General features: G+C 46.0%; 18 protein-coding genes and 1 pseudogene. All 19 read left to right on the forward strand.

All coding sequences use genetic code 11. From position 1 onward, the window contains the following. The first annotated feature begins 160 nt into the window (after nucleotides 1–160). Nucleotides 161–865 carry a hypothetical protein gene (locus tag IAG03_RS09315; RefSeq protein ID WP_024721696.1) on the forward strand — a complete coding sequence of 235 codons (705 nt, stop codon included), beginning with the start codon at nucleotides 161–163 and terminating at the stop codon, nucleotides 863–865. A gap of 70 nt (nucleotides 866–935) precedes the next feature. Then, nucleotides 936–5,186 carry a SpaA isopeptide-forming pilin-related protein gene (locus IAG03_RS09320; RefSeq protein WP_015573073.1) on the forward strand — a complete coding sequence of 1,417 codons (4,251 nt, stop codon included), beginning with the start codon at nucleotides 936–938 and terminating at the stop codon, nucleotides 5,184–5,186. A 148-nt stretch (nucleotides 5,187–5,334) separates the two neighbouring features. After that, nucleotides 5,335–5,628 (forward strand): exodeoxyribonuclease VII small subunit, encoded by a 294-nt coding sequence (locus tag IAG03_RS09325; RefSeq protein ID WP_003525240.1) that lies wholly within the window; start codon nucleotides 5,335–5,337, stop codon nucleotides 5,626–5,628. Nucleotides 5,629–5,637: 9 nt separating this feature from the next. Beyond that, a complete protein-coding gene (locus tag IAG03_RS09330; protein ID WP_015573072.1) occupies nucleotides 5,638–6,231 on the forward strand; it encodes a hypothetical protein in 594 nt (197 codons plus the stop codon). Between the two features lie 13 nt (nucleotides 6,232–6,244). Further along, nucleotides 6,245–6,478, forward strand: coding sequence for a hypothetical protein (locus IAG03_RS09335; RefSeq protein WP_015573071.1), 234 nt, complete (start codon nucleotides 6,245–6,247; stop codon nucleotides 6,476–6,478). Further along, nucleotides 6,456–7,013: a hypothetical protein gene (locus IAG03_RS09340; RefSeq protein WP_024721694.1), complete on the forward strand. Its 558-nt coding sequence runs from the start codon at nucleotides 6,456–6,458 to the stop codon at nucleotides 7,011–7,013. The genes IAG03_RS09335 and IAG03_RS09340 overlap by 23 nt, the downstream gene beginning before the upstream one ends. A 5-nt stretch (nucleotides 7,014–7,018) precedes the next feature. Continuing rightward, entirely contained in the window at nucleotides 7,019–7,702 is a 684-nt protein-coding gene (locus IAG03_RS09345) for a hypothetical protein (protein ID WP_015573070.1), read from the forward strand. Between the two features lie 15 nt (nucleotides 7,703–7,717). Further along, nucleotides 7,718–15,382, forward strand: a complete 7,665-nt coding sequence (locus tag IAG03_RS14580) for an N-6 DNA methylase (protein WP_430472451.1) — start codon at nucleotides 7,718–7,720, stop codon at nucleotides 15,380–15,382. Further along, nucleotides 15,372–15,764 (forward strand): hypothetical protein, encoded by a 393-nt coding sequence (locus IAG03_RS09360; RefSeq protein WP_014635901.1) that lies wholly within the window; start codon nucleotides 15,372–15,374, stop codon nucleotides 15,762–15,764. Before IAG03_RS14580 ends, IAG03_RS09360 begins: the two co-directional genes overlap by 11 nt. 16 nt (nucleotides 15,765–15,780) lie before the next feature. Beyond that, nucleotides 15,781–16,734, forward strand: a complete 954-nt coding sequence (locus tag IAG03_RS09365; RefSeq protein ID WP_249319842.1) for a DUF3991 and TOPRIM domain-containing protein — start codon at nucleotides 15,781–15,783, stop codon at nucleotides 16,732–16,734. Then, the gene (locus IAG03_RS09370) at nucleotides 16,731–17,648 is read left to right on the forward strand and encodes a DUF3846 domain-containing protein (protein WP_102364678.1); all 918 of its coding nucleotides are present in this window, start codon (nucleotides 16,731–16,733) and stop codon (nucleotides 17,646–17,648) included. Before IAG03_RS09365 ends, IAG03_RS09370 begins: the two co-directional genes overlap by 4 nt. A 148-nt stretch (nucleotides 17,649–17,796) precedes the next feature. Further along, nucleotides 17,797–17,925, forward strand: coding sequence for a DUF3789 domain-containing protein (locus IAG03_RS09375; RefSeq protein ID WP_242989553.1), 129 nt, complete (start codon nucleotides 17,797–17,799; stop codon nucleotides 17,923–17,925). Further along, nucleotides 17,906–18,247 (forward strand): plasmid mobilization protein, encoded by a 342-nt coding sequence (locus IAG03_RS09380; RefSeq protein ID WP_024721689.1) that lies wholly within the window; start codon nucleotides 17,906–17,908, stop codon nucleotides 18,245–18,247. Before IAG03_RS09375 ends, IAG03_RS09380 begins: the two co-directional genes overlap by 20 nt. Continuing rightward, nucleotides 18,238–19,608, forward strand: coding sequence for a relaxase/mobilization nuclease domain-containing protein (locus tag IAG03_RS09385; RefSeq protein ID WP_024721688.1), 1,371 nt, complete (start codon nucleotides 18,238–18,240; stop codon nucleotides 19,606–19,608). Before IAG03_RS09380 ends, IAG03_RS09385 begins: the two co-directional genes overlap by 10 nt. Continuing rightward, a complete protein-coding gene (locus IAG03_RS09390; RefSeq protein WP_003525219.1) occupies nucleotides 19,592–20,386 on the forward strand; it encodes a PcfB family protein in 795 nt (264 codons plus the stop codon). The genes IAG03_RS09385 and IAG03_RS09390 overlap by 17 nt, the downstream gene beginning before the upstream one ends. Nucleotides 20,387–20,391: 5 nt before the next feature. After that, nucleotides 20,392–21,276, forward strand: coding sequence for a hypothetical protein (locus tag IAG03_RS09395; RefSeq protein WP_015573064.1), 885 nt, complete (start codon nucleotides 20,392–20,394; stop codon nucleotides 21,274–21,276). 9 nt (nucleotides 21,277–21,285) lie between these two features. Next, nucleotides 21,286–21,489 (forward strand): hypothetical protein, encoded by a 204-nt coding sequence (locus IAG03_RS09400; protein WP_002606285.1) that lies wholly within the window; start codon nucleotides 21,286–21,288, stop codon nucleotides 21,487–21,489. Beyond that, nucleotides 21,476–21,982, forward strand: a pseudogene (locus IAG03_RS09405) (type IV secretory system conjugative DNA transfer family protein); the annotation flags it as partial. The gene IAG03_RS09400 and the pseudogene IAG03_RS09405, both read left to right, overlap by 14 nt. A gap of 74 nt (nucleotides 21,983–22,056) precedes the next feature. After that, nucleotides 22,057–22,406, forward strand: a 350-nt coding sequence (locus IAG03_RS09410; protein ID WP_430472452.1) for a recombinase family protein, incomplete at its 3' end; no start/stop codon positions are given.

Consider the following 22,406-nt stretch of genomic DNA (forward strand, 5'->3'; position numbering starts at 1 on the left):
CTTGAGTATATCTATCTCTAATAACATATAGCTGTCTATAAAAGGGTTCGCACATTTGGAGCAAAAGCAAAATGTCTGCTACGATAAAAAGTTCAGCCAATCGCACCTTTGATGTTTTGACCGGTTTTGATTACGATTAAGGCAGAAAGGAGCGATGGATATGAAAAACAGGCTGATACCTTGTGTTCTTGCCTGCCTGATGATTTTCCTCGTAGGTTGTAACGGTAACACAGCCAAAGAAGCTGCACAGGAGATTACGAAAACAGAGACTTCTTTTCCGGCTGGTAATACCGAAACAGATTCTCAGGAAGAAACGGCAGAAGAACCGGAAAGCACGACAGTTCAGGAAGAAACACCGATTACGGCAGAAGAAAGCCAATCAACCGCTGAAAGGCAGACGGTTGCGACTGTTCAGACAAAACCGGCGGAAGAAAAAACGGCTGATACTCCTGCAACCGAAAAGCCAAAGGCAGAGCCACCGAAGCAGACAACCACGCAGGCTGAACCCGAAAAACAAACGGAACAGCCAAAAGAACAGACAACTGCCGAACAAAAGCCGGTTGAAAAACCGACTGAAAAGCCGGCAGAACCGAAACCGACAGAGCCGCACAAGCAGACATTCGATGTCAGCCCTTATGTTAGTTACGCAAAAGAGTATGCGGTAAGCATAGGGCTTTCTCTTGACATCACGGCGACAGAATGTTGGGACAACCCCATATCCGCAAATCCTAACCGAAGCGGTATCAAGTCTGATATTGAAAGCAGACTGAACCGATACAAGAACAGCGAGGGTTTTACCGCTGTGTGGATATGGACAGAAAAGCTATCCGATACGGATTACAACATCTATATCGGCTACTGCTAAAACAAAATAATTTTAAGCGGACGCACTGAGTAAAATCGGTGCGTTTTTGCATTTCAAGGAGGAAAACGCAATGGTTAAAACAAAATTCAAGAAAGCCGTCTCGCTTATGTTGGCGGCGGTTATGAGCCTTACTGCTTTTACGGGCATTGGGGCAACGACAGCCTTTGCAGCCGTAGGAGAAAAAGCCGATGTGTACCTCGTCGATTATCCCCGAAGCGGAGATACCAATAACAACGGCGAATGGGGACACGGCAATCTCAACTATATGAACGGTTGGAAAGGCTTGTCCACAAAATATACAGGACTTCGTGCAATGGGTTCGTATTCGGGCAATATTGCCTACTGTATTGAACCGGGTACAGGTCAGCGGACTGGAGATACTCTCACCGAAAAGGACGAGAACTTCTTTAATAACATCAGCCCGAACGGAACGATTTCCGGCGATGACATTCGCCTGCTTATCGGTCGTATCTTGCAGTACGGCTACCGTGGAGGTATTTCGACAAGCTGGAAGTCGCAGAATGAAAGCGACGCAAACTGCATCGCACACGCTTATGCCACTCAGATTTTGATTTGGGAAACGATTGTCGGAGAAAGAGACGCAGGCTTTAATCACGTTTCTACCAGCGGATACAATGCCGTGCTTGAATGTGTAAGCACTGCACACCCACTCCGCAGTAAAATCTTGTCGTACTACAACAGTATGGTAACAAGTGTTCAGAATCACACCAAAGTGCCGAGCTTCTGCACAAGGTCAAGCGGTTCTGCAAAGGTAAACGAGCTTGAATGGAACGGAAGCAAGTATGTTGCTACTCTCACCGATACAAACGGTGTGCTTGGCAATTACAACTTCTCGGCAAACATTGACGGGGTTTCTTTCTCTGTCAGCGGAAACAAATTGACTGTTTCGATGGAGAAAGCTCCGAGCAAGGAATTTACCATCACAGCCGCAAAAAAGAACGGTGTCCGCAGAGGTGTTGTCGTATGGTCTGACGGTATCCATCAGAACGGAAACGGCATTCAGGATGTGGTCACTTATGCTCAGGAGGTCAGTGACCCTGTCAGCGGCTTTGTCAAAATGAAGGTAAGCTACGGCTCTTGTCAGATTGTAAAGACAAGTGAGGACGGAAAGGTTGACGGCATTCAGTTTACCATAAGCGGTAACGGTGTCAATCAGACTGTAACAACCGCAAACGGCGGTAAATTCCAACTGGATAACCTTATGCCCGGTGTTTACACGGTAACAGAACAGTCTATCGACAAATATGTTCCGCAGGAGGTTCACAGAGTAACTGTTGTTGCCGGTCAGGTGTCAAAGGTCAATTTCAATAATGTTCTCAAAAGAGGTAATCTTCAGGTCATCAAATCTTCTGAGGATAACTTGGTTGAGGGCGTTACCTTCCATCTTTACGGCACATCTCTTTCCGGTATTGCTGTCGATGAGTATGCCGTGACAGATAAGAACGGTGTTGCTTCTTTTGATGATGTGCTTATCAGCGGCACTACCCCATACACCATTGAGGAAGTGGATACCGCAATCCGTTATGTTGTGCCTGCAAATCAGACCGCACCGATTAACTGGAAAGAAGTAACCACAAGAAACTTCACGAACATTCTCAAAAAGTTCAGCGTAACCGTAACAAAGAGCGACCGAGAGGAAGGCACACCGCAGGGCGACGCTACCCTTGCCGGAGCAGTTTACGGTATCTATAAAGGCGAAACCCTTGTGGACAAGTATGTGACGGATAAGAACGGGCAGTTTACCACAAAGGAATATGTCTGTGATAATGACTGGACAATCCGTGAAATCACGCCGTCCGAGGGTTATCTGCTTGATACGACTGTTCACAAGGTCGGTGCTGAACCGCAGCTTTATACGGTGGAACACAATCAGACAGCAAATGATGTTACCGAACAGGTTATGAAAGGCAATATCGCCATTATCAAGCACACCGATGACGGCGAAACTCAGATTGAAACACCGGAAAACGGAGCAACCTTTGAAATCTATCTCAAATCTTCCGGCAGTTTTGACGCAGCAGAAGAAGATGAAAGAGATGTCATTGTCTGTGATGAAAACGGTTTCGGGCAGACAAAGGATATGCCTTACGGCGTATATACCGTTCATCAGACCTCCGGTTGGGAAGGTCGTGAGCTGATGAAGAACTTTGATGTGTTCATTGCTCAGGACGGACAGACCTACCGCTATCTTATCAACAACGCAAACTTTGAAAGCTATATCAAGGTTGTCAAGGTGGACGCAGAAAGCGGTAAAAACATTCCTTATGCCGGTGCAGGCTTCAAAATCTTTGACCCTGACGGCAATCAGGTAACAATGACCTTCACTTATCCTACTCCGACAACGATTGATACTTTCTACACCGACGCAAACGGACAGCTTGTGACACCGGAAAAACTGGAATACGGCAAGGGATATTCTCTTGTAGAAGTTCAGGCTCCTTACGGATATGTGCTTGACAGCACACCGGTGTACTTTGATGTGGCAGAGGAACATTCTTCCGATGAGGGTGGTATTACCGTGATTAAGGTCGATAAGCCTAATATGGCACAGAAAGGTACAGTCAGCATTGAAAAGACCGGCGAGGTGTTTTCAGGGGTAAATATCTCCGGCGTGGAAAACGCCGATGTGATTTATCAGCCTGTCTATGAAGTGAAAGGTCTTGCAGGTGCAGTTTATGAGATTAGCGCAGCAGAAGATATTATCACTCCCGACGGTACACTCCGTTATGCAAAGGGCGAGGTAGTAGATACTGTTACCACAGATGAAAACGGACTTGCCAAGAGTAAGGAGCTTTATCTCGGAAAATATACGGTGGTTGAAATTACTGCACCGGAGGGTATGGTCATCAACAAAGAAGCTCACGATGTTGAGCTGACTTATGCCGGTCAGGAAGTGTCTGTAACCGAAACCGCCACAAGCTTTGTAAACGACAGGCAGAAAGTAGCGGTAAGTCTTGAAAAGACTATTGAAAAGAACGACATCTTCAATATCGGCAACGGCGATGAAATGAAGAATATCAGCTTCGGACTTTTCGCCGCAGAAGAACTTGTTTCTGCAAGCGGTACTTCTATTCCGGCAGACGGACTGATTGAGATTATCTCACTTTCCGAGAACGGCAAGGCTGTTATCAAAACCGACCTTCCTTTCGGAAGCTACTATGTAAAGGAACTTGCCACCGATGAGCATTATATCCTTACCGACGCCAAGTATCCGTTCACTTTCAGCTATGCCGGTCAGGATACCGCAAATGTTGAGATTGCGGTCAATGACGGCAAGCCGATTGAAAACAAGCTCATTTACGGTTCTGTTTCCGGTAAGAAGATTACCGAAAACGGCGAAGCACTGGGAGGTGCTGTAATCGGTCTGTTTAAGGCTGATGAAACCGAATTTACAAAAGAAAATGCTTTGATGACTGCTACCTCCCAAAAAGACGGTAGCTTTTCTTTTGAGAAAGTACCGTATGGCAACTGGCTTGTAAGAGAAATCGAGCAGCCGGAGGGCTTCGTGCTTGATGAAACTTCTTATGAAGTTAAAATCTCCGAGGTCGCTCAGGTCATTGAGGTCGAAATCGTCAATGAGTATGTTCACGGCAATATCAAGTTGACTAAGGTCGATGAAGATTACCCGGACAACAAGCTGACAGGAGCGACCTTTGAGGTTTACAAAGATGTAAACGGCGACGGTAAACTGGATGACGCCGACGAGCTTATCGGAACTCTCTCCGAAACCTCTACCGGTATTTACGAGATGAAGGAACTTCTTTACGGAAAATACCTTGTAAGAGAAACCAAAGCACCGGATGGCTTTGAGCTTGATAAGGGTGTGTACTCTGTTTTCATTGAAAAAGATGAAACCACCTACGAGGTAGAAAACAAAGCCGGCGTCGGCTTTATTAACACAGCTATGAAAGGAAACCTGAAAATCGTTAAAACTTCCTCTGACGGTAAGGTTGAAGGCTTCACTTTCAGAGTTACAGGAGTAAACGGTTACGACCGAAGCTTCACGACCGATAAGAACGGCGAAATCATTATCGAGGGACTTCGTATCGGCGATTACACCATTTCCGAGGTTCAGGATAGTGTTTCTGCTTCCTATGTGCTTCCTGCGGATAAGATTGCAACCGTAAAGGTCGGTTCTACTACCGTTGTGGAAATGCACAATGAGCTGAGAGATACACCAAAGACCGGAGATAACAGCAATGTGGGCTTGTGGACGGCACTTGCGGGACTTTCTGCCCTCGGTATTGTCGGCACAGCCGTTGTTGCGTACAGAAAAAAGAAGAAGGAGGACAATGAGTAATGGACGCTAAAACAATCGTAGCAGTTGTATTAGTCGCCTTTATTATCGGCGGCTTTATCTTCTTGCAGATTAAGAACAGAAAGAAATAAGGAACGCTTGTGTGGGCGGAGTGAAAACTTCGCCCACCGTTCTTTTACGGAGGTGCATTATGAATAAGCAAAAGACGGTTGACAGCAAGGTGCTTGCAATACTCAGAGAATGCCCCGAAACGAGGTATGACGATATGCAGCTTATCCTTTGCTATTACAACCGATACAGCTATATGAGAGTCGGAGATTTACCGCTTGAGGATATAGTCAACAACTATAAAGGCTACGGCTTGCCGTGCTTTGAGACTATCCGCAGAGCAAGACAGAGAGTGCAATCCCTATTTCCCGAACTGTCAAGGCAGTGCAGTGGCTGCGACTGCGGAAACATCAGAATTGTGATTGAAGTAAGCTGAGGTGTGGATATGAACGAGGGAAAAAGAAAAATCGGTGAATACACTGTTCTTTGCTCGGTCAATGTGGGCGAAAAGGAAGTTATCTTGGCTTCCAATGAGCAAAGTACAAACGGCGATAAATTTATGTGCGGCTTTGCAGAGCGAAACGACCTGTTTGAACTGTGTTCGGAATGTATGGTAAGCGATGACTATATCGAAATCGTACACCTTTTCGGAAGCCGTGTGGCAAATGAAGCGGAGCTTTTCAAGGAACAGGTCGAAAAACTGGATATTCCAATCACACTCATAACAGAAGCCGACTGTATCCCCGACCACTATTCCAAAGACATCAACGGCAAAATCATAGCCATTGACCCCAAGGTATTAAAGCCTGAATTTCAGAGAGCCGACAGACAGCTCTACTATGTTACAGGTGGTTTCGGTGCGTCGGCAAACAGCCGTGGAAGTGCCGTGTTTTGTACCAATCTTCACACCGGCAAATCAACCCGATATGAAAGAATGGATGTTATGGGCGAAATAAAGCCTGAGCGTCTGCCTGAATGGGCAAAGGAAAAGGCACAAGAGCTTTCAAACAAGAAGCGAAATAAAGACAAAGAACGATAAGGAGGACAAAGCAATGAAGGAAAATTTCACTTTTCAGCAAAAGACAAAGCTTCTGACGAAACTGTTTGACGCAGGCTGCAATACCGAAAAGAAATTGCAGCAGCTCGACATGGAGAGCATTTTGAAAATTCCGGGTATCACTATTCCGGATATGAGTCTGATTATCGAGTTTCAGAAGCAGACCAAAGCCAATAAGCTGTTCTCTTATTTGGGAGGTGGCACTGATGAGCAGGCAGGAACAGAATGACCGCCATATCATTTGGAGCGACATTAGCCTTGACCTTGATGATTGGCGAGAGTCTTTGGAGGAACTGTATCCCGGATATTCCGATGATGAGCTTTACGACATTATGGTAAAATCCAATGCCGAAAATCTTTATGATGAACGAGTAAATCTCAATATTCAGCTTTCACAGCCGATTATTGTTATCGGCGACCTCGGCAGATGGAACGGCAGAGTGTCGGGCTACAAGATGATTGATTCCGGCAACATTAAGGACTGCCTTTATTCCGATACCGATTACAACGAATGGTATGTGGATAAGTACGGCGACCTTCGTGCCGACGCCGTTCATCACGACGGTACAAACCATTATCTTTACCGTGTATTCAAAGACGGTGTTACCGATACGCAGATTGAAAATCTGCAAGATAAAATCTATAACGGAAAAGCCACAAGAGCCGACATCACACGAGTTACCAAAAGGCTCGGCGATGACATTGCCGGAGTTTATGGTTTTCCTATTCCAAAGCAAAGACAAACAAACGAACAAGCGAGGTGATGAAAATGGATTACAGAGTATTGACCGAAGCAGAGCGTAAATACACCTTCAGCCAAAGTCAGCAGCTCTCTATGCAGACCGGTCTTATCGGATATTTGAGAGCCGACTTCGGTTCTAACGGGAACGAGTTTTGGACGACTTGGAACGATTTCAGAAAAGACTTGAAAACCGATGAATTTAAGGCTGAATTTGATGAAGTCATAAACGGATTGCGTGACGGCGATGTTTTGTCCGGCAGAAAGGCTATGTCCTCTTACTGTTATTCCACTCCCGACAGCTCCTTTAATGATGACTGCAACCACTACGGCATCCGTCTTGATACGGGAAAGTACAGCTATCTTATGAGATTTAACCCCAACAGGGGCGAGTACAATCTGTACTGCTATTGCTATCAGAAAGAGTGGCTAAATGCCCACTTGAAAAACGCTGAGCGAGGTATCCGATTTATCAACCCGCACTATCAGGAGCAGTTTCGCATTGCGGACGGAGAAAAAATCTCAATCAAGCTCGGCGACGGCAAAACAATGGAGAGAACTTGCAGATATATCGACGACTACCATTTGGAGGTCGGCACAAATCTCTACCATATCTGCGAATTTGCCGAGCTTTGCGAGAGAAACGGTCATACCGTAGAACCAGCCGCAAAAGAAAACACGAAATCCGCAAAGGACAAAGAAAAAACACGATAAGGAGGTGCAGACGAGGTGGCAAGAAAATTTGACCTGATTTCAGAGCTGTATGAAAGAACCTGTTTTGCAGTTACAGACAATCCGGTAAACTGGCAATCGTTTCTGAAAACAGCAGGCAGAAATTTCAGGCTCCGATTTGATGAACAGCTTCTCATTTATGCCCAAAGACCCGACGCAACAGCCGTGCTTGAAATCGAACGATGGAACGGTACTTTCGGTCGCTGGGTAAACCGAGGAGCAAAGGGTATTGCCGTATTTGAGGACACAGACAGAAGCCGTCAAAGGCTGATTCATTACTTTGATATATCGGACACCCACGAAAGTCGACATTCCCGCCCTGTTCCGATTTGGGAGATGAGACCCGAATATGAAGCAGAAGTTATTGAAACACTTGAAAATACTTTCGGTGCGGTAAACGATACAACGAGTATTGAAAATGTCGTCAAAGAGAGCATTGCCAATGCCGTTGAGGATAACATCGCAGACTATATCTCCGACTTTATGAGTTTGGGTGCAGGAAGCGATATTGAGTATTTGTCTGCCGACGAAGCAAATGCCTTGTATTTGGAGCTTGTCAGAAACAGCGTATCATATATGGTTATGGCACGATTGGGACTGAACGCAGACAAGGTCTATTCTCCCGATGACTTTGCCGGTATTTCAAGTTTTAATTCACAGGAAGTTCTCAATGCGGTGGGTATTGCTACAAGCGACATTGCAGAAATGGCGTTGCTCCCTGTCAGCAGAACAATCAGCACGCTCAGCAAGGAAAATCGCATAATTGATGAACAGGAGCAATCCGAATACAATAAAGACATCAAAGACGAAAGGAGTCAAAGCGATGAGCGAAATCACATACACGATGGTGGGAGATTACAATCTTCCGAACCTGAAACTGCCGGAGCAGACGGAAGTGACTCTCGGCAGATGGTCGCAGATGAGGAGAACTTATCTGAAGGAACATCACAAAATCCTGTACTACAATCTTCTGACGAAAGGGATTCTGAACAGTCACTTGGCGGAGGTTCAGCAGAGAGCCAGCGAACTGGAGGAAACTCTCGTGAAGCAGATGGCACAGAAAGCCGGGCTGACGGAGCAGATGAAAGCGGAAGATATGATGAAGTGGGTTCGCCTGATGAACAACATCAGGAACTCGGCACAGGAAATCGTGAAGAATCAGGTAATATTCGCTTAGAGTATTACGACAGAAACCACGAGGACAAGAGCCTGCCGTTTTTCGGTGGCGATGATACTATCCGAGAGATACTCGGTACTACCCCGCATTTGTCCGCTTCAAAGGAAAAAATCAAAGACTTCTATGAGAGAAATACGGACAATGCGACCCGTACCGAATATATCAAGGGTATCTTCAATAACGACTACACCCGGCTTACCTTAAACGACGGCAGGCTTGTGGGATACAAAACATTTCAGAATGTCCTCCACTTGTGGGAGGGTGAATACGAAAACAGAACCGCTCAGAGTTTCTACGACTGGGGCGTTATCGCACAGCATTTTGAAGCAATGAGACTTTTGGGAGAATTGACCGATACAATGAAACCGATTCCGTCTATGGACGGTCAGTTGACTCTCATTATGGGAAATCAGGCAGAGGAACAAAAAACCTCTGCCTTTACTTTTTCTCAGGAAATCATAGACGCTGTATTGACCCGTGGAAGCGGAGTTTCCGAGGGTAAAATGCGTATCTATGAGCAGTTTGAAAAGAGCATTTCCGCAAAAGAGAACGCCGACTTCTTGAAAAACGAATACGGTTGGGGCGGCTCTTATCCGGTCATCATCGGTGCAGGCATTGACGAACAGCACGACGGAAAAGGTATCACAATTTCAAAAGGTATCGGAAGCGACAAGCCGCACATTACTCTTTCTTGGTCTCAGGTGGAAAAGCGTATCGGAGACCTTATCCGTATGGACAGATACCTAAACCCAAAGGAAAAAGAAAAGTACCCTGAATGGCTTGAAAAGCAGGAAGAACGGCGAGCCGAGCTTGCAGAGCAGAGAAAAAACCGTGAGATACTTTCTACCGCACCGCCTGAACCTGAAAACAAAGAGGACGAGCCGGAAGCGCAGTATGAATATCATCTCGGCGACAGCGTGTATATTGGGGCTTCTCAGTATGAGATTTTGTCCTTTGATGAAAACCGTGTAATGCTCTATGACTTCGATATGCCCTTATTCAACAAGGAACTTTCAAGGGAAGAATTTGACCGCAAAGTGCGTGAAAATCCGATGAACGACCACTTGAAGGTCAGTGTATTACCGGCGGAAGAAAAAACCGTTACAGGCGAAAATAAAGCTCAAAACGATACTGAAACCGTACCGGATTTCAGTCCGAAAACCGGTTATGACGACGCCTTCTTTATTGACCGGGACAATGAAAGTGTAACTTGGATGTACTATAACCCCGACAGCAATGCCGGAGGTCAGTATGTTACAAATACTCTTTCTTTTGACGAGATACAGCAAGTCGCACGGGAGTATGACTCGGCAGAGGATTTCTTTGATTATCTCGGTAGCATTGCAAATCAGGAGCTTGCCGATGTAGGTACGGAATGGTTTGTGGACGCAGACCGAGAATTTCACAGGACACCGGATTTGACCGACTGTACCTCTGCCACAATGGAAGCTCTTATTGAAAACACTGAAAGAGCTGATATGGTGGCAACAAATATCGGGAATGTACCGATTGAGGATTACAGAGAAATCGTTGCTACTCAAAACGGTTTTGACAGCGATGAGGAAATGTATAACGAGGGTGTTCGTATCGGCAACGGTTACGACAAAGAGCCTGAACCGATTGTCCCCGCTTGGGAGCAAAAGAAAAAGTCAAAAGTAAAGAGCTTTGACCTCCACCCGGATATTCCTATGTCCGAACGACACAACTTTGACCTTGCCAATAATCAGGTTGAAGAAGTGAACAAGAAAGAACGCTTCCACCGAAACTATGCAGCAATAAAAGTCCTGAGAGATTGTCAAAACGAAAACCGTTTTGCAACACCTGACGAGCAGAAAATCTTGTCGAGATATGTCGGTTGGGGCGGTATTCCCGAAGCCTTCGACGAACGAGCAGGAGCTTGGCATACAGAGTATGCAATGCTGAAAAACATCCTGACGCCGGAGGAATATGCGTCGGCAAGAGAAAGCACACTGACTGCATTTTACACTCCGCCCGAAGTATCTACCGCCATTTACAAGGTGTTGGAACAGATGGGATTTCAGGAGGGCAACCTGCTTGAGCCGTCCTGCGGTATCGGTAATTTCATCGGTATGCTGCCCAAGTCAATGGAAAACGCAAAGGTTTACGGTGTTGAGCTTGATACCATTTCAGCCGGTATCGCTCAGCAGCTTTATCAGAAATCTTCCATTGCGGCACAGGGCTTTGAGGAAGTAAATGTCCCCGACAGCTTCTTTGACGGCATTATCGGCAATGTGCCTTTCGGAGATTTCAAAGTCTCCGATAAACGATACGACAAGTACAATTTCTTAATCCACGATTATTTCTTTGCAAAATCGCTTGATAAGTTACGCCCCGGCGGTGTGATGGCTCTTGTGACAAGCAAAGGAACTATGGACAAGGAAAACTCCAATGTGCGTAAATATATCGCACAGAGGGCGGAGCTTCTCGGAGCAATCAGACTTCCGAACGACACCTTCAAAGGTAATGCCGGGACAGAGGTCGTATCCGATATTCTGTTTCTGCAAAAGCGAGACAGACTCATAGATATTGAGCCGGATTGGGTTCATCTTGACACCGACGAAAACGGTATAAGGATGAACTCATATTTTGTTCAGCACCCGGAAATGATACTCGGCGAAATGAAAATGGTAAGCGGTCGCTTCGGACCGGAAGCAACCTGTGAACCGTTTGAAAATGCCGACCTTTCGGAGCTTTTGAACGAAGCAGTCTCAAACATTCACGGAGAAATCTCCGAATACGAGGTTGCCGACGAACTGGAGGAAGAAGATAATTCTATCCCGGCAGACCCTATGGTAAGGAACTTCTCTTACACTGTTTTAGACGATAAAATCTATTTCCGTGAGAACTCCCGTATGTCCCCGGTGGAGGTATCTGCAACCGCTGAGAACCGCATTAAGGGTATGATTGGGATAAGAGATTGCGTCCGTAACTTGATTGAACTGCAAACCGAGGATTACCCGGACAGCGAAATCAAACAGGCACAGGATAAGCTGAACACACTGTATGACAGCTTTACAAAGAAGTACGGACTGATTAACAGCCGTGCCAATACTTCTGCCTTTTCCGACGACAGCTCCTATGCTCTGCTCTCCGCTCTTGAGGTTATCAATGAAGATGGCGAACTGGAACGCAAGGCGGATATGTTCTTCAAAAGGACGATTAAACCGCACAAGCCGGTAACGGAGGTTGACACCGCAGACGAGGCTCTCGCTGTCTCTATGGGCGAAAAAGCAGCCATTGATATGGAATATATGATGGAGTTGTCCGGCAAAAGTGAGGAGGAATTATTCGCTGACTTAAAGGGTGTAATCTTCTTAAATCCCCTTTATGAGTACGGTAATTCCTATGAGCCGAAGTATCTGATGGCAGACGAATATCTGTCGGGCAATGTTCGTGAGAAGCTGGCGACAGCCAAAAGGTCTGCGGCACTGTATCCCGAAGATTACACCGTCAATGTGCAGGCACTTGAAAAGGTGCAGCCAAAGGATTTGACGGCAAGCGAGATTTCCGTAAGGCTCGGTGCGACTTGGATACCGCCCGAAATATTCCAACAGTTTATGTTTGAGTTTCTCGACACCCCACGCTATGCACAATGGAATATCAAGGTTCACTACTCTCAGTTTACCGGCGAATGGAACATTGAGGGAAAGAGCTACGACCGTTCCAATGTAAAAGCGTACAGCACATACGGTACTTCCCGCATCAACGCATATAAGATAATTGAGGAAACACTGAACCTGAAAGATGTCCGAATCTTTGACTATATCGAAGATGAGGAAGGCAGAAAGAAAGCCGTTCTCAATAAAAAAGAGACGGCAATCGCACAGGCAAAGCAGGAACTCATAAAGCAGGGCTTTCAGGACTGGATATGGGCTGACCCTGCCCGCCGAGAAAAACTCACGAAGATGTATAACGAAAAGTTCAACAGTATAAGACCCCGTGAGTACGACGGAAGCCACATTGTTTTCAACGGTATGAACCCGGAAATCGAACTCCGTGAACATCAGAAAAATGCGGTTGCACACATTCTGTACGGCGGTAATACGCTGTTAGCACACGCAGTCGGTGCGGGCAAGACCTTTGAAATGGTAGCCGCCGCTATGGAGTCCAAACGACTGGGACTTTGCAATAAGTCGCTGTTCGTAGTGCCAAATCACTTAACCGAGCAATGGGCGGCGGAGTTCTTACAACTCTATCCGGCGGCGAATATTCTCGTAGCGACAAAGCGAGATTTTGAGACAAAGAACCGCAAAAAGTTCTGCGGTCGAATTGCCACGGGAGATTATGACGCCGTAATCATCGGTCATTCTCAGTTTGAGAAAATCCCGATGTCCATTGAAAGACAGAGGGCAATTCTTGAGCAGCAGCTTGAAGAACTGACAGACGGTATTATGGATTTGAAGCGAAACCGTGGAGAAAACTTCTCCATTAAACAGCTTGAAAAGTCTAAAAAGTCCGTGAAACAAAAGCTGGAAAAGCTCAACGACCAAAGCCGAAAGGACGATGTTGTTACCTTTGAAGAACTCGGTGTGGACAGGCTTTTTATTGACGAGAGTCATTATTACAAGAACCTCTATCTTTACACCAAAATGCGTAATGTGGGCGGTATCGCTCAAACGGAAGCACAGAAATCCTCCGACCTGTTTATGAAGTGCCGATACCTTGACGAGCTTACAGGCGGTCGAGGAACGGTATTTGCAACCGGTACTCCTATCTCAAACAGTATGGTGGAGCTATATACCATTCAGCGATACTTGCAGTACAACACGCTTGTCAAAAACAACTTGCAGCACTTCGACTCGTGGGCAAGTACCTTTGGAGAGACTGTAACAGCCGTTGAGCTTACCCCGGAGGGAACGGGTTACAGAGCGAAAACCCGCTTTGCGAAATTCTACAACCTACCGGAGCTTATGGCGATGTTTAAGGAGGTCGCCGACATCAAGACGGCGGATATGCTGGAACTGCCTGTGCCGGAAGCACACTTCCACAATGTTGCGGTCAAGCCTTCGGAAATGCAGAAAGAGATGGTTGCTTCCCTTGCGGAACGAGCCGAGAAAGTCCGTGGCGGCGGTGTAGATTCGAGTGTAGATAATATGCTTAAAATTACAAACGACGGCAGGAAGTTAGCACTTGACCAGCGTATGCTTAACGATATGCTGCCTGATTTTGAGGGCAGTAAAATCAACGCCTGCGTCGATAACATCTACCGTATTTGGGAGGAAACAGCCGATAAAAAATCGGCACAGCTTGTGTTCTGCGACCTCTCAACTCCAAAGAATGACGGAACATTCTCGGTATATAACGACATCAGAAAGAAGCTCATAGAGCGTGGTGTCCCCGAAAGCGAAGTCCGCTTTATCCACGAAGCAGATACCGATGTGAAGAAAAAAGAACTGTTCCAAAAGACCCGTAAAGGCGAGGTCAGAGTGCTTCTCGGCTCTACGCAAAAGATGGGAGCCGGCACGAATGTTCAGGACAGACTTATCGCACTTCACGATGTGGATTGCCCGTGGAGACCGTCAGACTTGGAGCAGCGTTCCGGTCGAATTATCCGTCAGGGTAACTCAAATCCTGATGTAGATATTTACCGCTATGTAACGGAGCAGACCTTTGACGCATATCTCTATCAGCTTGTAGAGGGAAAGCAAAAGTTCGCCAGTCAGATTATGACGAGCAAATCCCCGGTGCGTTCTGCCGAGGATATTGATGAAACCGCCCTTTCCTATGCAGAGATTAAAATGCTTGCCACCGGCAACCCGTATATTAAGGAGAAGATGGATTTGGACATTCAAGTTCAAAAGCTGAAGCTCTTAAAATCCAACTTTCTATCTGAAAAATACGCTTTGGAAGATAAGATAATCAAATATTATCCGCAGCGAATTACAGCTTTGGAAAACCGTATTGAAGGATTGAAGCAAGATGTAGAAACTGCGAAACAGCACCCGAAACCAACGGACGACCGATTTGTCGGTATGGAGGTTAAGGGTGTTTTTTATTCCGAAAAAGCCGACGCCGGTAAAGCAATCATTGAAGCCTGCAAGCAGATGAACAGCCCCGACCCTATTCCTCTCGGCAAGTACCGAGGGTTTGAAACGGAACTGCTTTTTAATACCGCAGAGCGAAATTATGAGGTTCGACTGAAAGGTGCGACAAGCAGAAATGTTCCTCTCGGTGATGACGCACACGGCAATATTATCCGTCTTGATAACGGCATTGAGAGATTTGCCGAGAGCTTGTCGCTTGCGGAAAATGACCTTGAGAACACCACAAATCAGTTGGAAACCGCAAAGAAAGAAGTCCAAAAACCGTTTATCCAAGAGGAAGAACTAAAGACAAAGCTTGCCCGCTTGGACGAGCTGAATATCTTGCTCAATATGGATAAGCGAGAAAACGAAATTGTCGGCGGCGAACCCGATGAGGGCGAAGTGCCGAACACACGAAAGGAGAAAACCTATGAACGATAAAATGACACCCGATAAGGAAAGAGAAAACTGCCCTTGCAGAAAAGCAATCATTAACCCTTTTGACGCAATGATGATGGTTGTGGTCAGGAGACTTGATAAAGCATATCTCGAATTGAAAAGAAGCAAACCGCCCGCAAAGGAAGCAGAATTTGCCCTTAGAAATGCAAAGCTTTCTTTCTACGGAGAGTTGGTTCGACAGAGCATTGAAACGGTGTTTTCGCCGGAAGAAATCATTGCTTTGTATGAAAACGACGACCTTGCGGGAGGTGCTTGGACTGTTTGGAATGACATCGGCTGCCCTGTTGATAAGATACTCATTATCATTGCAAAGCTCAGTATCAACGAACCGATACAGAAAGCGGTTGCCGATTTGCTGATGTAGAACGGCGGTGATAATTATGCCGTATATTGCACCGGAAGTCATAACCGAAGCCAAACGAATGGATTTATTAACCTATCTTAGAGAGTATGAACCGGGCGAGCTTGTTAAATTTTCAAGTAACACCTACACCACAAGAACCCACGACAGCTTGAAGATTTCCAACGGCAAATGGATGTGGTGGTCGAGAGGTATCGGGGGCAAATCTGCCCTCGATTACCTTATCAAAGTCCGTGGAATGGATTTTGTGGAGGCGGTTCAGACCATTATGGGAAACGGTTCAGTCAGCTTTCCGACTTGTGAAAACATCAAATGTTATGAGAACCAGCCTTTGCTTCTGCCTGAAAAAAGCCCCACTACCGATGTGGTATTTGATTATCTTTTCGGGCGTGGGATTGATTATGAAATTATCAACTACTGCTTGGAACAGAAGCTAATCATCGAGTCGCTCCCATATCATAATGCTGTTTTTATCGGCTATGACGAGAACAAAGAACCTAAATACGCCGCATACAGAGCAACAAATCAATCAAGAATTATGGGCGACTGCACCGGAAGCAAAAAGCAATATTCTTTCCGCCTGACTGCCGAGAACACCGGAGAGGTTCATCTTTTTGAGTGTGCCATTGACCTGCTTTCCTATGCAACTTTGATGAAGCTGGAGGGCAAAGACTGGCGACAGTTTAACCTTGTTTCTCTTGCGGGAGTGTATTCCCCAAAGCAGAAAATCGAGGACTCGAAAGTGCCTGTTACACTCGGCAGGCTGCTTGAAAAGGACAAAACAATCAGGCGAATTGTTCTTCATTTGGACAATGATATTGCCGGAAGAAAAGCGACCAAAGCGTTGCAGACGATTCTTTCAGATAAGTATGAAGTCGTTGACGACCCTCCCCAATATGGGAAAGATGTCAACGACTTTCTTTGTAAACGCTTGGGAATAAAAGATAAAACCGAAAGGAGTTTTGCACGATGAAACTAAAAGAAATCAGAGAAATGTACCCGGAGGGAACGCAGATTGTACTCACTGAAATGGCTGGCGAAAGTCAAATGCCCTACGGTCTGAAAGGAACGGTTAAATTCGTTGACGACGCCGGACAGATTCATATGAGTTGGGAAAACGGAAGCTCCCTCGCCTTGAATATTAACGAGGATACCTTTGAAAAGGTAGAAGCACCTGAGAAGATTTCCGTCATTCTTGTTGAGCCGGGCAGGTATCCGAAGCTCATTGAAATCGAGGATACGCTTGAAGCAATGCAGTCTCTTGTGGAGGGAGATATTGAAGAATATATGCCCTTTGAGGACGAAGTTGCCATCATCTGCAACGATGAAGGAAAGATGAACGGCTTGCCGTTGAACAGGGCAGTTTATTCCGAGCCTGAGAATGTTGAGATGAGTTATCCGCAGTTGAAAGCTCATTTCCGGCAGGCAGAAAAAGAAAGAAACCACACGACCGGATATATTGTTTTTACGGATGACAGCTTTGACAAGCCTTACACAGAGGAACAAAGAACCTATGTTGTCAGCAGTAACAATAAGGCTTTCATTGAGGGTATGGGAGGATATTCTATCTATGCTTCTTCCCTTGACGGCTCGGATAAATGTGTGCGACTGGAAGCGTATATGGCTGATGAACACGGCGGCAAGGATGGTTGGAAGATTGAAAAATGTTATGTGAAAGACGACAGCAACCGTGAAATGCTCGACATTATTGCCGGCAAGTTCTTCATTGCATACGCACCGATTGAGTCGGAAAAGTTCCTCAGTATGCCGAAAGAACTGGCTCGTAAGTACGAGGAAAAGTTCAAATACCCGGAGAGATTTTATAAGTCCTTGGACGGTATTGAAGCAAAGCCGTATAAGCCTGTCTCAAAGGATATGGAGAGATAAGAGTCAATCTATGGGGCAACCCTGAGTGTCTGCATAATCTTAGCGAGCAGACCATTTATGGACAGGAATGTCCAAAACGGTACACTCGTTAGGGGTTGCCCCTAATACCCCAAGCAAGAAAGGAGCATAAGCTTTGCGGGAGATAGTATTGGTCGCCGCCGGGTTACTCATCGGCGGCTTTTTCGGAGTAACAACAATGTGCCTGTTTCAGATAAACCGGGACAGACACTATATTTACAGAAAGGACAGCGATAAAAATGAGCAAGAGAAACATTGAAAAGCACATTCTGATGAACAAGGCAGAAGCTCAGGATTTGCAGAAAAAAGCAAAGCGGGCGTGTCTTTCCGAAGGCGGACTTATCCGTTTGCTTCTCAGAGGATACGAGCCGAGAGAAAAGCCCGATGAAAGATTTTACGATGTTATGCGTGAGCTTTCCGCTATCGGCAACAACATCAATCAGCTTGCGGCGAAAGCAAACACCCTCGGATTTGTGGACGCACCGCAGCTCAAAAAGGAAGCCGAGCGTTGGCACAAGTTTCAGGCTGATGTGGAGCGTACTTTTTTAAGACCCGATAAGAGCGATATGAAATGGCAGTAAGTAAATTGTGGTCGGTCACATCAAGGCTCGGTCAGGTAATCGACTATGCCGCCAATCCCGAAAAGACGGCGGCAGACATTTACACCGAGGAACAGTATCAGGCTCTCCGTGATGTTCTCAGCTATGCAAAGGACGAAGAAAAAACCGAGCGTGAGTTTTTCGTAGAGGGTATCAACTGCAACCCTGCGACCGCAAGAGACCAGTTTATATCTGTAAAAAAAGCATACGGCAAAGACGACGGCATTCAAGCCTATCACGGATACCTGAGCTTTAAGGAACAGGACATATCCCCGGAGCTTGCACAGAAAATCGGAATGGAATTTGCAAACGAAGTGTGGGGCAAAAGATTTCAGGTGGTGGTTACTACTCATCTGAACACGAAACACCTGCACTGTCATTATGTAATAAACTCCGTTTCCTTTGTGGACGGCAAGCGGTTATGGGGCGACGAAAAAGCGTGGTTCAAGTTTCGTTTGGTTGCCGACTGCCTTTGTGAAAAGTACGGACTGTATTACAATCCGAACCCAAACCGCAGTAAGCAATCCTCTTATTACTACAAGCAGGAACAAGCCGGTATGCCGAGCCGATATTCAATGACCCGTGACGCCATTGATGAAGCGATTGCACACAGCACCAACTTAAAGACCTTTGATTATATCCTGACTCAGATGGGCTATGAACATTGTCTCAGCGACAGTCGAAAGTATTGGACGATTGTCCCGAAAGGATACAAGAAGCCGATACGACTTAAATCACTCGGAGAGAATTATACCGAGGACGCAATCAAGCGTAGGCTGACGGAAAATCAAAAGGTTCTTATCGTTCCTTTTGCAAAGGAAACGGTAAGAGTCAGGCAGTACCGAATGCCCACAAGAGAACACAAAGTCAAAAAGGTCGGCGGACTGTATGGGCTGTATCTGCATTACTGCTATAAGCTGGGTTATCTGCCGAAGTACAAAAAACAGAATACCGCAAGGCTTCACTATCTTTTGAAAGAAGATTTGCTGAAGCTCGACAAAATCACTCAGGAGACAAGGCTGCTTGGACGGGAGAACATTTCTACCGACGAGCAGCTTTTCTCATATAAAGAGTCCGTGTTGTCGCAAATCAAATCCTTGACTGACGATAGAACGCACCTGCGAAAACAGTTAAGAAGAAATTTGAGTGACGATGAGCTATCAAATGTCAAAGAGCAGATTACGGCAATCACGAGCAAGCTGTGGACTCTCCGCAAAGAGGTCGGTCTTTGTGATGACATAGCCGAAAGGTCAAAGGTTATTGAAGCCAACCTTGAAACGGTAAGAGTTTACGAAGAAAAACAAGAACGAAAGGAGCAGAACCGTAATGACAAACGGAGGTGATGCGGCAGAACAGGTCGTCAGGCTATCGCTTGAAGGCTTTGAAGTAGCCGCAAAATTAAGCGGAGCGGCAGCAAAGAATATTGCCGTTCTTTTAGTCTCTGTTCTCAAACAGGAACAGAAAACAAAAGGCAAGGCTCGACTTACTAATATGATTAAGTCGGGCAAGGAGCTGAAGGTGTTTTCTATCCCCAACAAGGACTTGAAGAAGTTTACCGAGCAGGCAAAACGCTACGGCGTTCTCTACTGCGTACTCAGGGATAAAAACACAAAGGGCGATAATGTCCCGATTGATATTATTGCCCGTGCAGAGGACGCTTCCAAAATTCAGAGAATCGTTGAGAGATTTGAACTCGGTAAAGTTGATAAGGCTGCGATTGTCACCGAGTCTCAGAAGGCTGTCGAAAAGCGTGAAGCTTTGGAGAAAGACAAGCCGACGAAAACCAAAAACGAAATCATCACTGAGGAAGCCGTCAGAAAACCTATTCAGAAAGAGGGGTATTCCCAGTCAAACCCCACAGTCGCCAAAACGGACAAAAACCCTCCGTCAAGGCACGACTCCGAGCCGGTAGATATGCAAACTGATAAGGGTACTGTAAGCGACAGACAGAGAAAGCCGTCGGTAAAAGCAAAGCTTGACCGATATAAGGCACAGTCCAAGCAGCAGAAAGAAGCAGAACGCAAAGAGCCGGAGGTATCAAAGCCGGAAGTCAAGAACGCCCCGGCACAGACCGTACACCAGCAGCCGAAACCTAAAAGCAAAAATGTGAAAGAGAGGTAATCACAATGACAAACAATTTTACCCCTGCTAAGGCAGGACAGCAGAGCAAACGACTTTCCAAAGAGGAATATGCCGAGAAGATGAAGGCTGAAAAAGAAGCCGTATATCAGATGGCGGACGACACCGCAAAGGCGATTGTTTCCGACCCGGAAAAGTTCAAAGCCTTCCTTGATACGCAGAGCCGTCTTGACAGATACTCTGCGGTCAACGCACTTCTGATTTTCAAGCAGCTTCCCGAAGCAAGCCAGCTTAAAAACTTTGATGACTGGAGCAAAGATAATGTGAAAATTCAGAAAGGTGCGAAAAGCATTTCCATTCTTGAACCTGTCGAGTATGCAAAGAAAGACGGTACGACCGGCATTTCCTACAATGTGAAAAAGGTCTTTGATGTTTCGCAGACCAACGGCAAAAGACCGCCTGCACCGACTGTCAACCGTGACCCGAAAGCACTCATTACCGTTATGCTGGATTCTTCCCCGGTTGAAGTGGAAGCAACAAATGAGCTTCCGTATCCCAATATGGCGGCGTTTTATAACAACGAGGAACAGACCTTGTATGTAAAGCGTGATGTGGGAGACAGCGTAGCGGTCGCTCAGTGCGTAGCACAGGAGCTTGGCCACGCACAGCTCTCTATCAACAGCGACAGTTACAGCAGAGCGGATATGGGCTTTCAGGCAGTATGTATCGGCTATATGCTTTGCAAAAAGTACGGCGTCGATACACAGAATTTTGCTATCAACCGTATCCCTGAAAAGCTCGCCGGCAAAGAGCCGAAGGACATTCGCTATGAGCTTTCCAAAACGAGAAACGCAATGGCGGATATTCACTCCCGTGTTTCCGATGAGCTTTACAAGAAAAAGCAGGAACGAAGCAAAGACTACGAAAGATAAGGTGAGACTATGGCGAAGGAAGAAATGTATCATATCGCATTGGACGATTATGAACACGGCATTATTATCCGTTCTCTCAACGACGAGAAAACAGATTTGATGAACGAGGGCAAATCTACCGATGCGGTGGACGACCTTATCATCAAGGTCGGAACTGCCCCAAAGAAAAAGTTCAAAGTTATCGAAAAGGAACGCTCCTGTGAATCGAGATAACGAGAGGCAGTCTGCTATTATTCTTTCCGTCATCGGTATTATCCCGGTCGTATGGCTGGCACTTCTGATTGCACCCTCTGTAAAAGGAGGATTGCCGGAAATACTGCCGAGCCTATTAACAGCGTTCAACGAACCATTTCATATTGAGCTATGCGAGGACAGCCTAAAAACTGTCCTCGTTTTGCTTCTCTGCTATGCAATGGGTATTGGGATTTACTTCTCAACACAGAAGAATTACCGAAGGCGTGAAGAACACGGTTCTGCAAAATGGGGCAATGCAAGAGCCGTAAACAAAAAATACAGACAGTCTCCGGCTTCTGCAAATAAGCTGATGACGCAAAATGTCTGTATCGGACTCAATGCGAAGAAACACCGAAGAAACTTAAACACCCTTGTGTGCGGCGGTTCGGGAGCCGGTAAGACAAGGTTTTACTGCAAGCCGAATCTTATGCAGTGCAACACATCATTTGTCATTCTTGACCCAAACGGAAAAGAAGTTTTAGGATATATATTGCAAGCAGTCCATTGAATATGGCTGCGAATAAAAGACGGAAAGGAGGTCAGAAAGTGCCTAAAATCAGGGATTTTAACAGAGTTACAGCCCTCTATGAAAGGCTGTCCAAGGATGATGAGCAGCAGGGCGAATCAAACTCAATACTGAATCAAAAGAGATTTCTCGAAGATTTTGCCCGCAAAAGCGGTATGACGAACATCAAGCATTTTACCGATGACGGCTATACAGGGCGTAACTTTAATCGTCCCGGATTTCAGGCAATGCTTGCAGAAGCCGAAGCTGGAAAAATCGGCACGATTATCGTCAAGGATATGAGCCGTTTCGGCAGAAACTATCTTGAAGTTGGCTTTTATACCGAGATTCTGTTCCCCAAGAAGCAGATACGCTTTATCGCAATCAATAA

The organism is Yeguia hominis (assembly GCF_014384705.1).
GTDB classification, from domain to species: domain Bacteria; phylum Bacillota; class Clostridia; order Oscillospirales; family Acutalibacteraceae; genus Yeguia; species Yeguia hominis.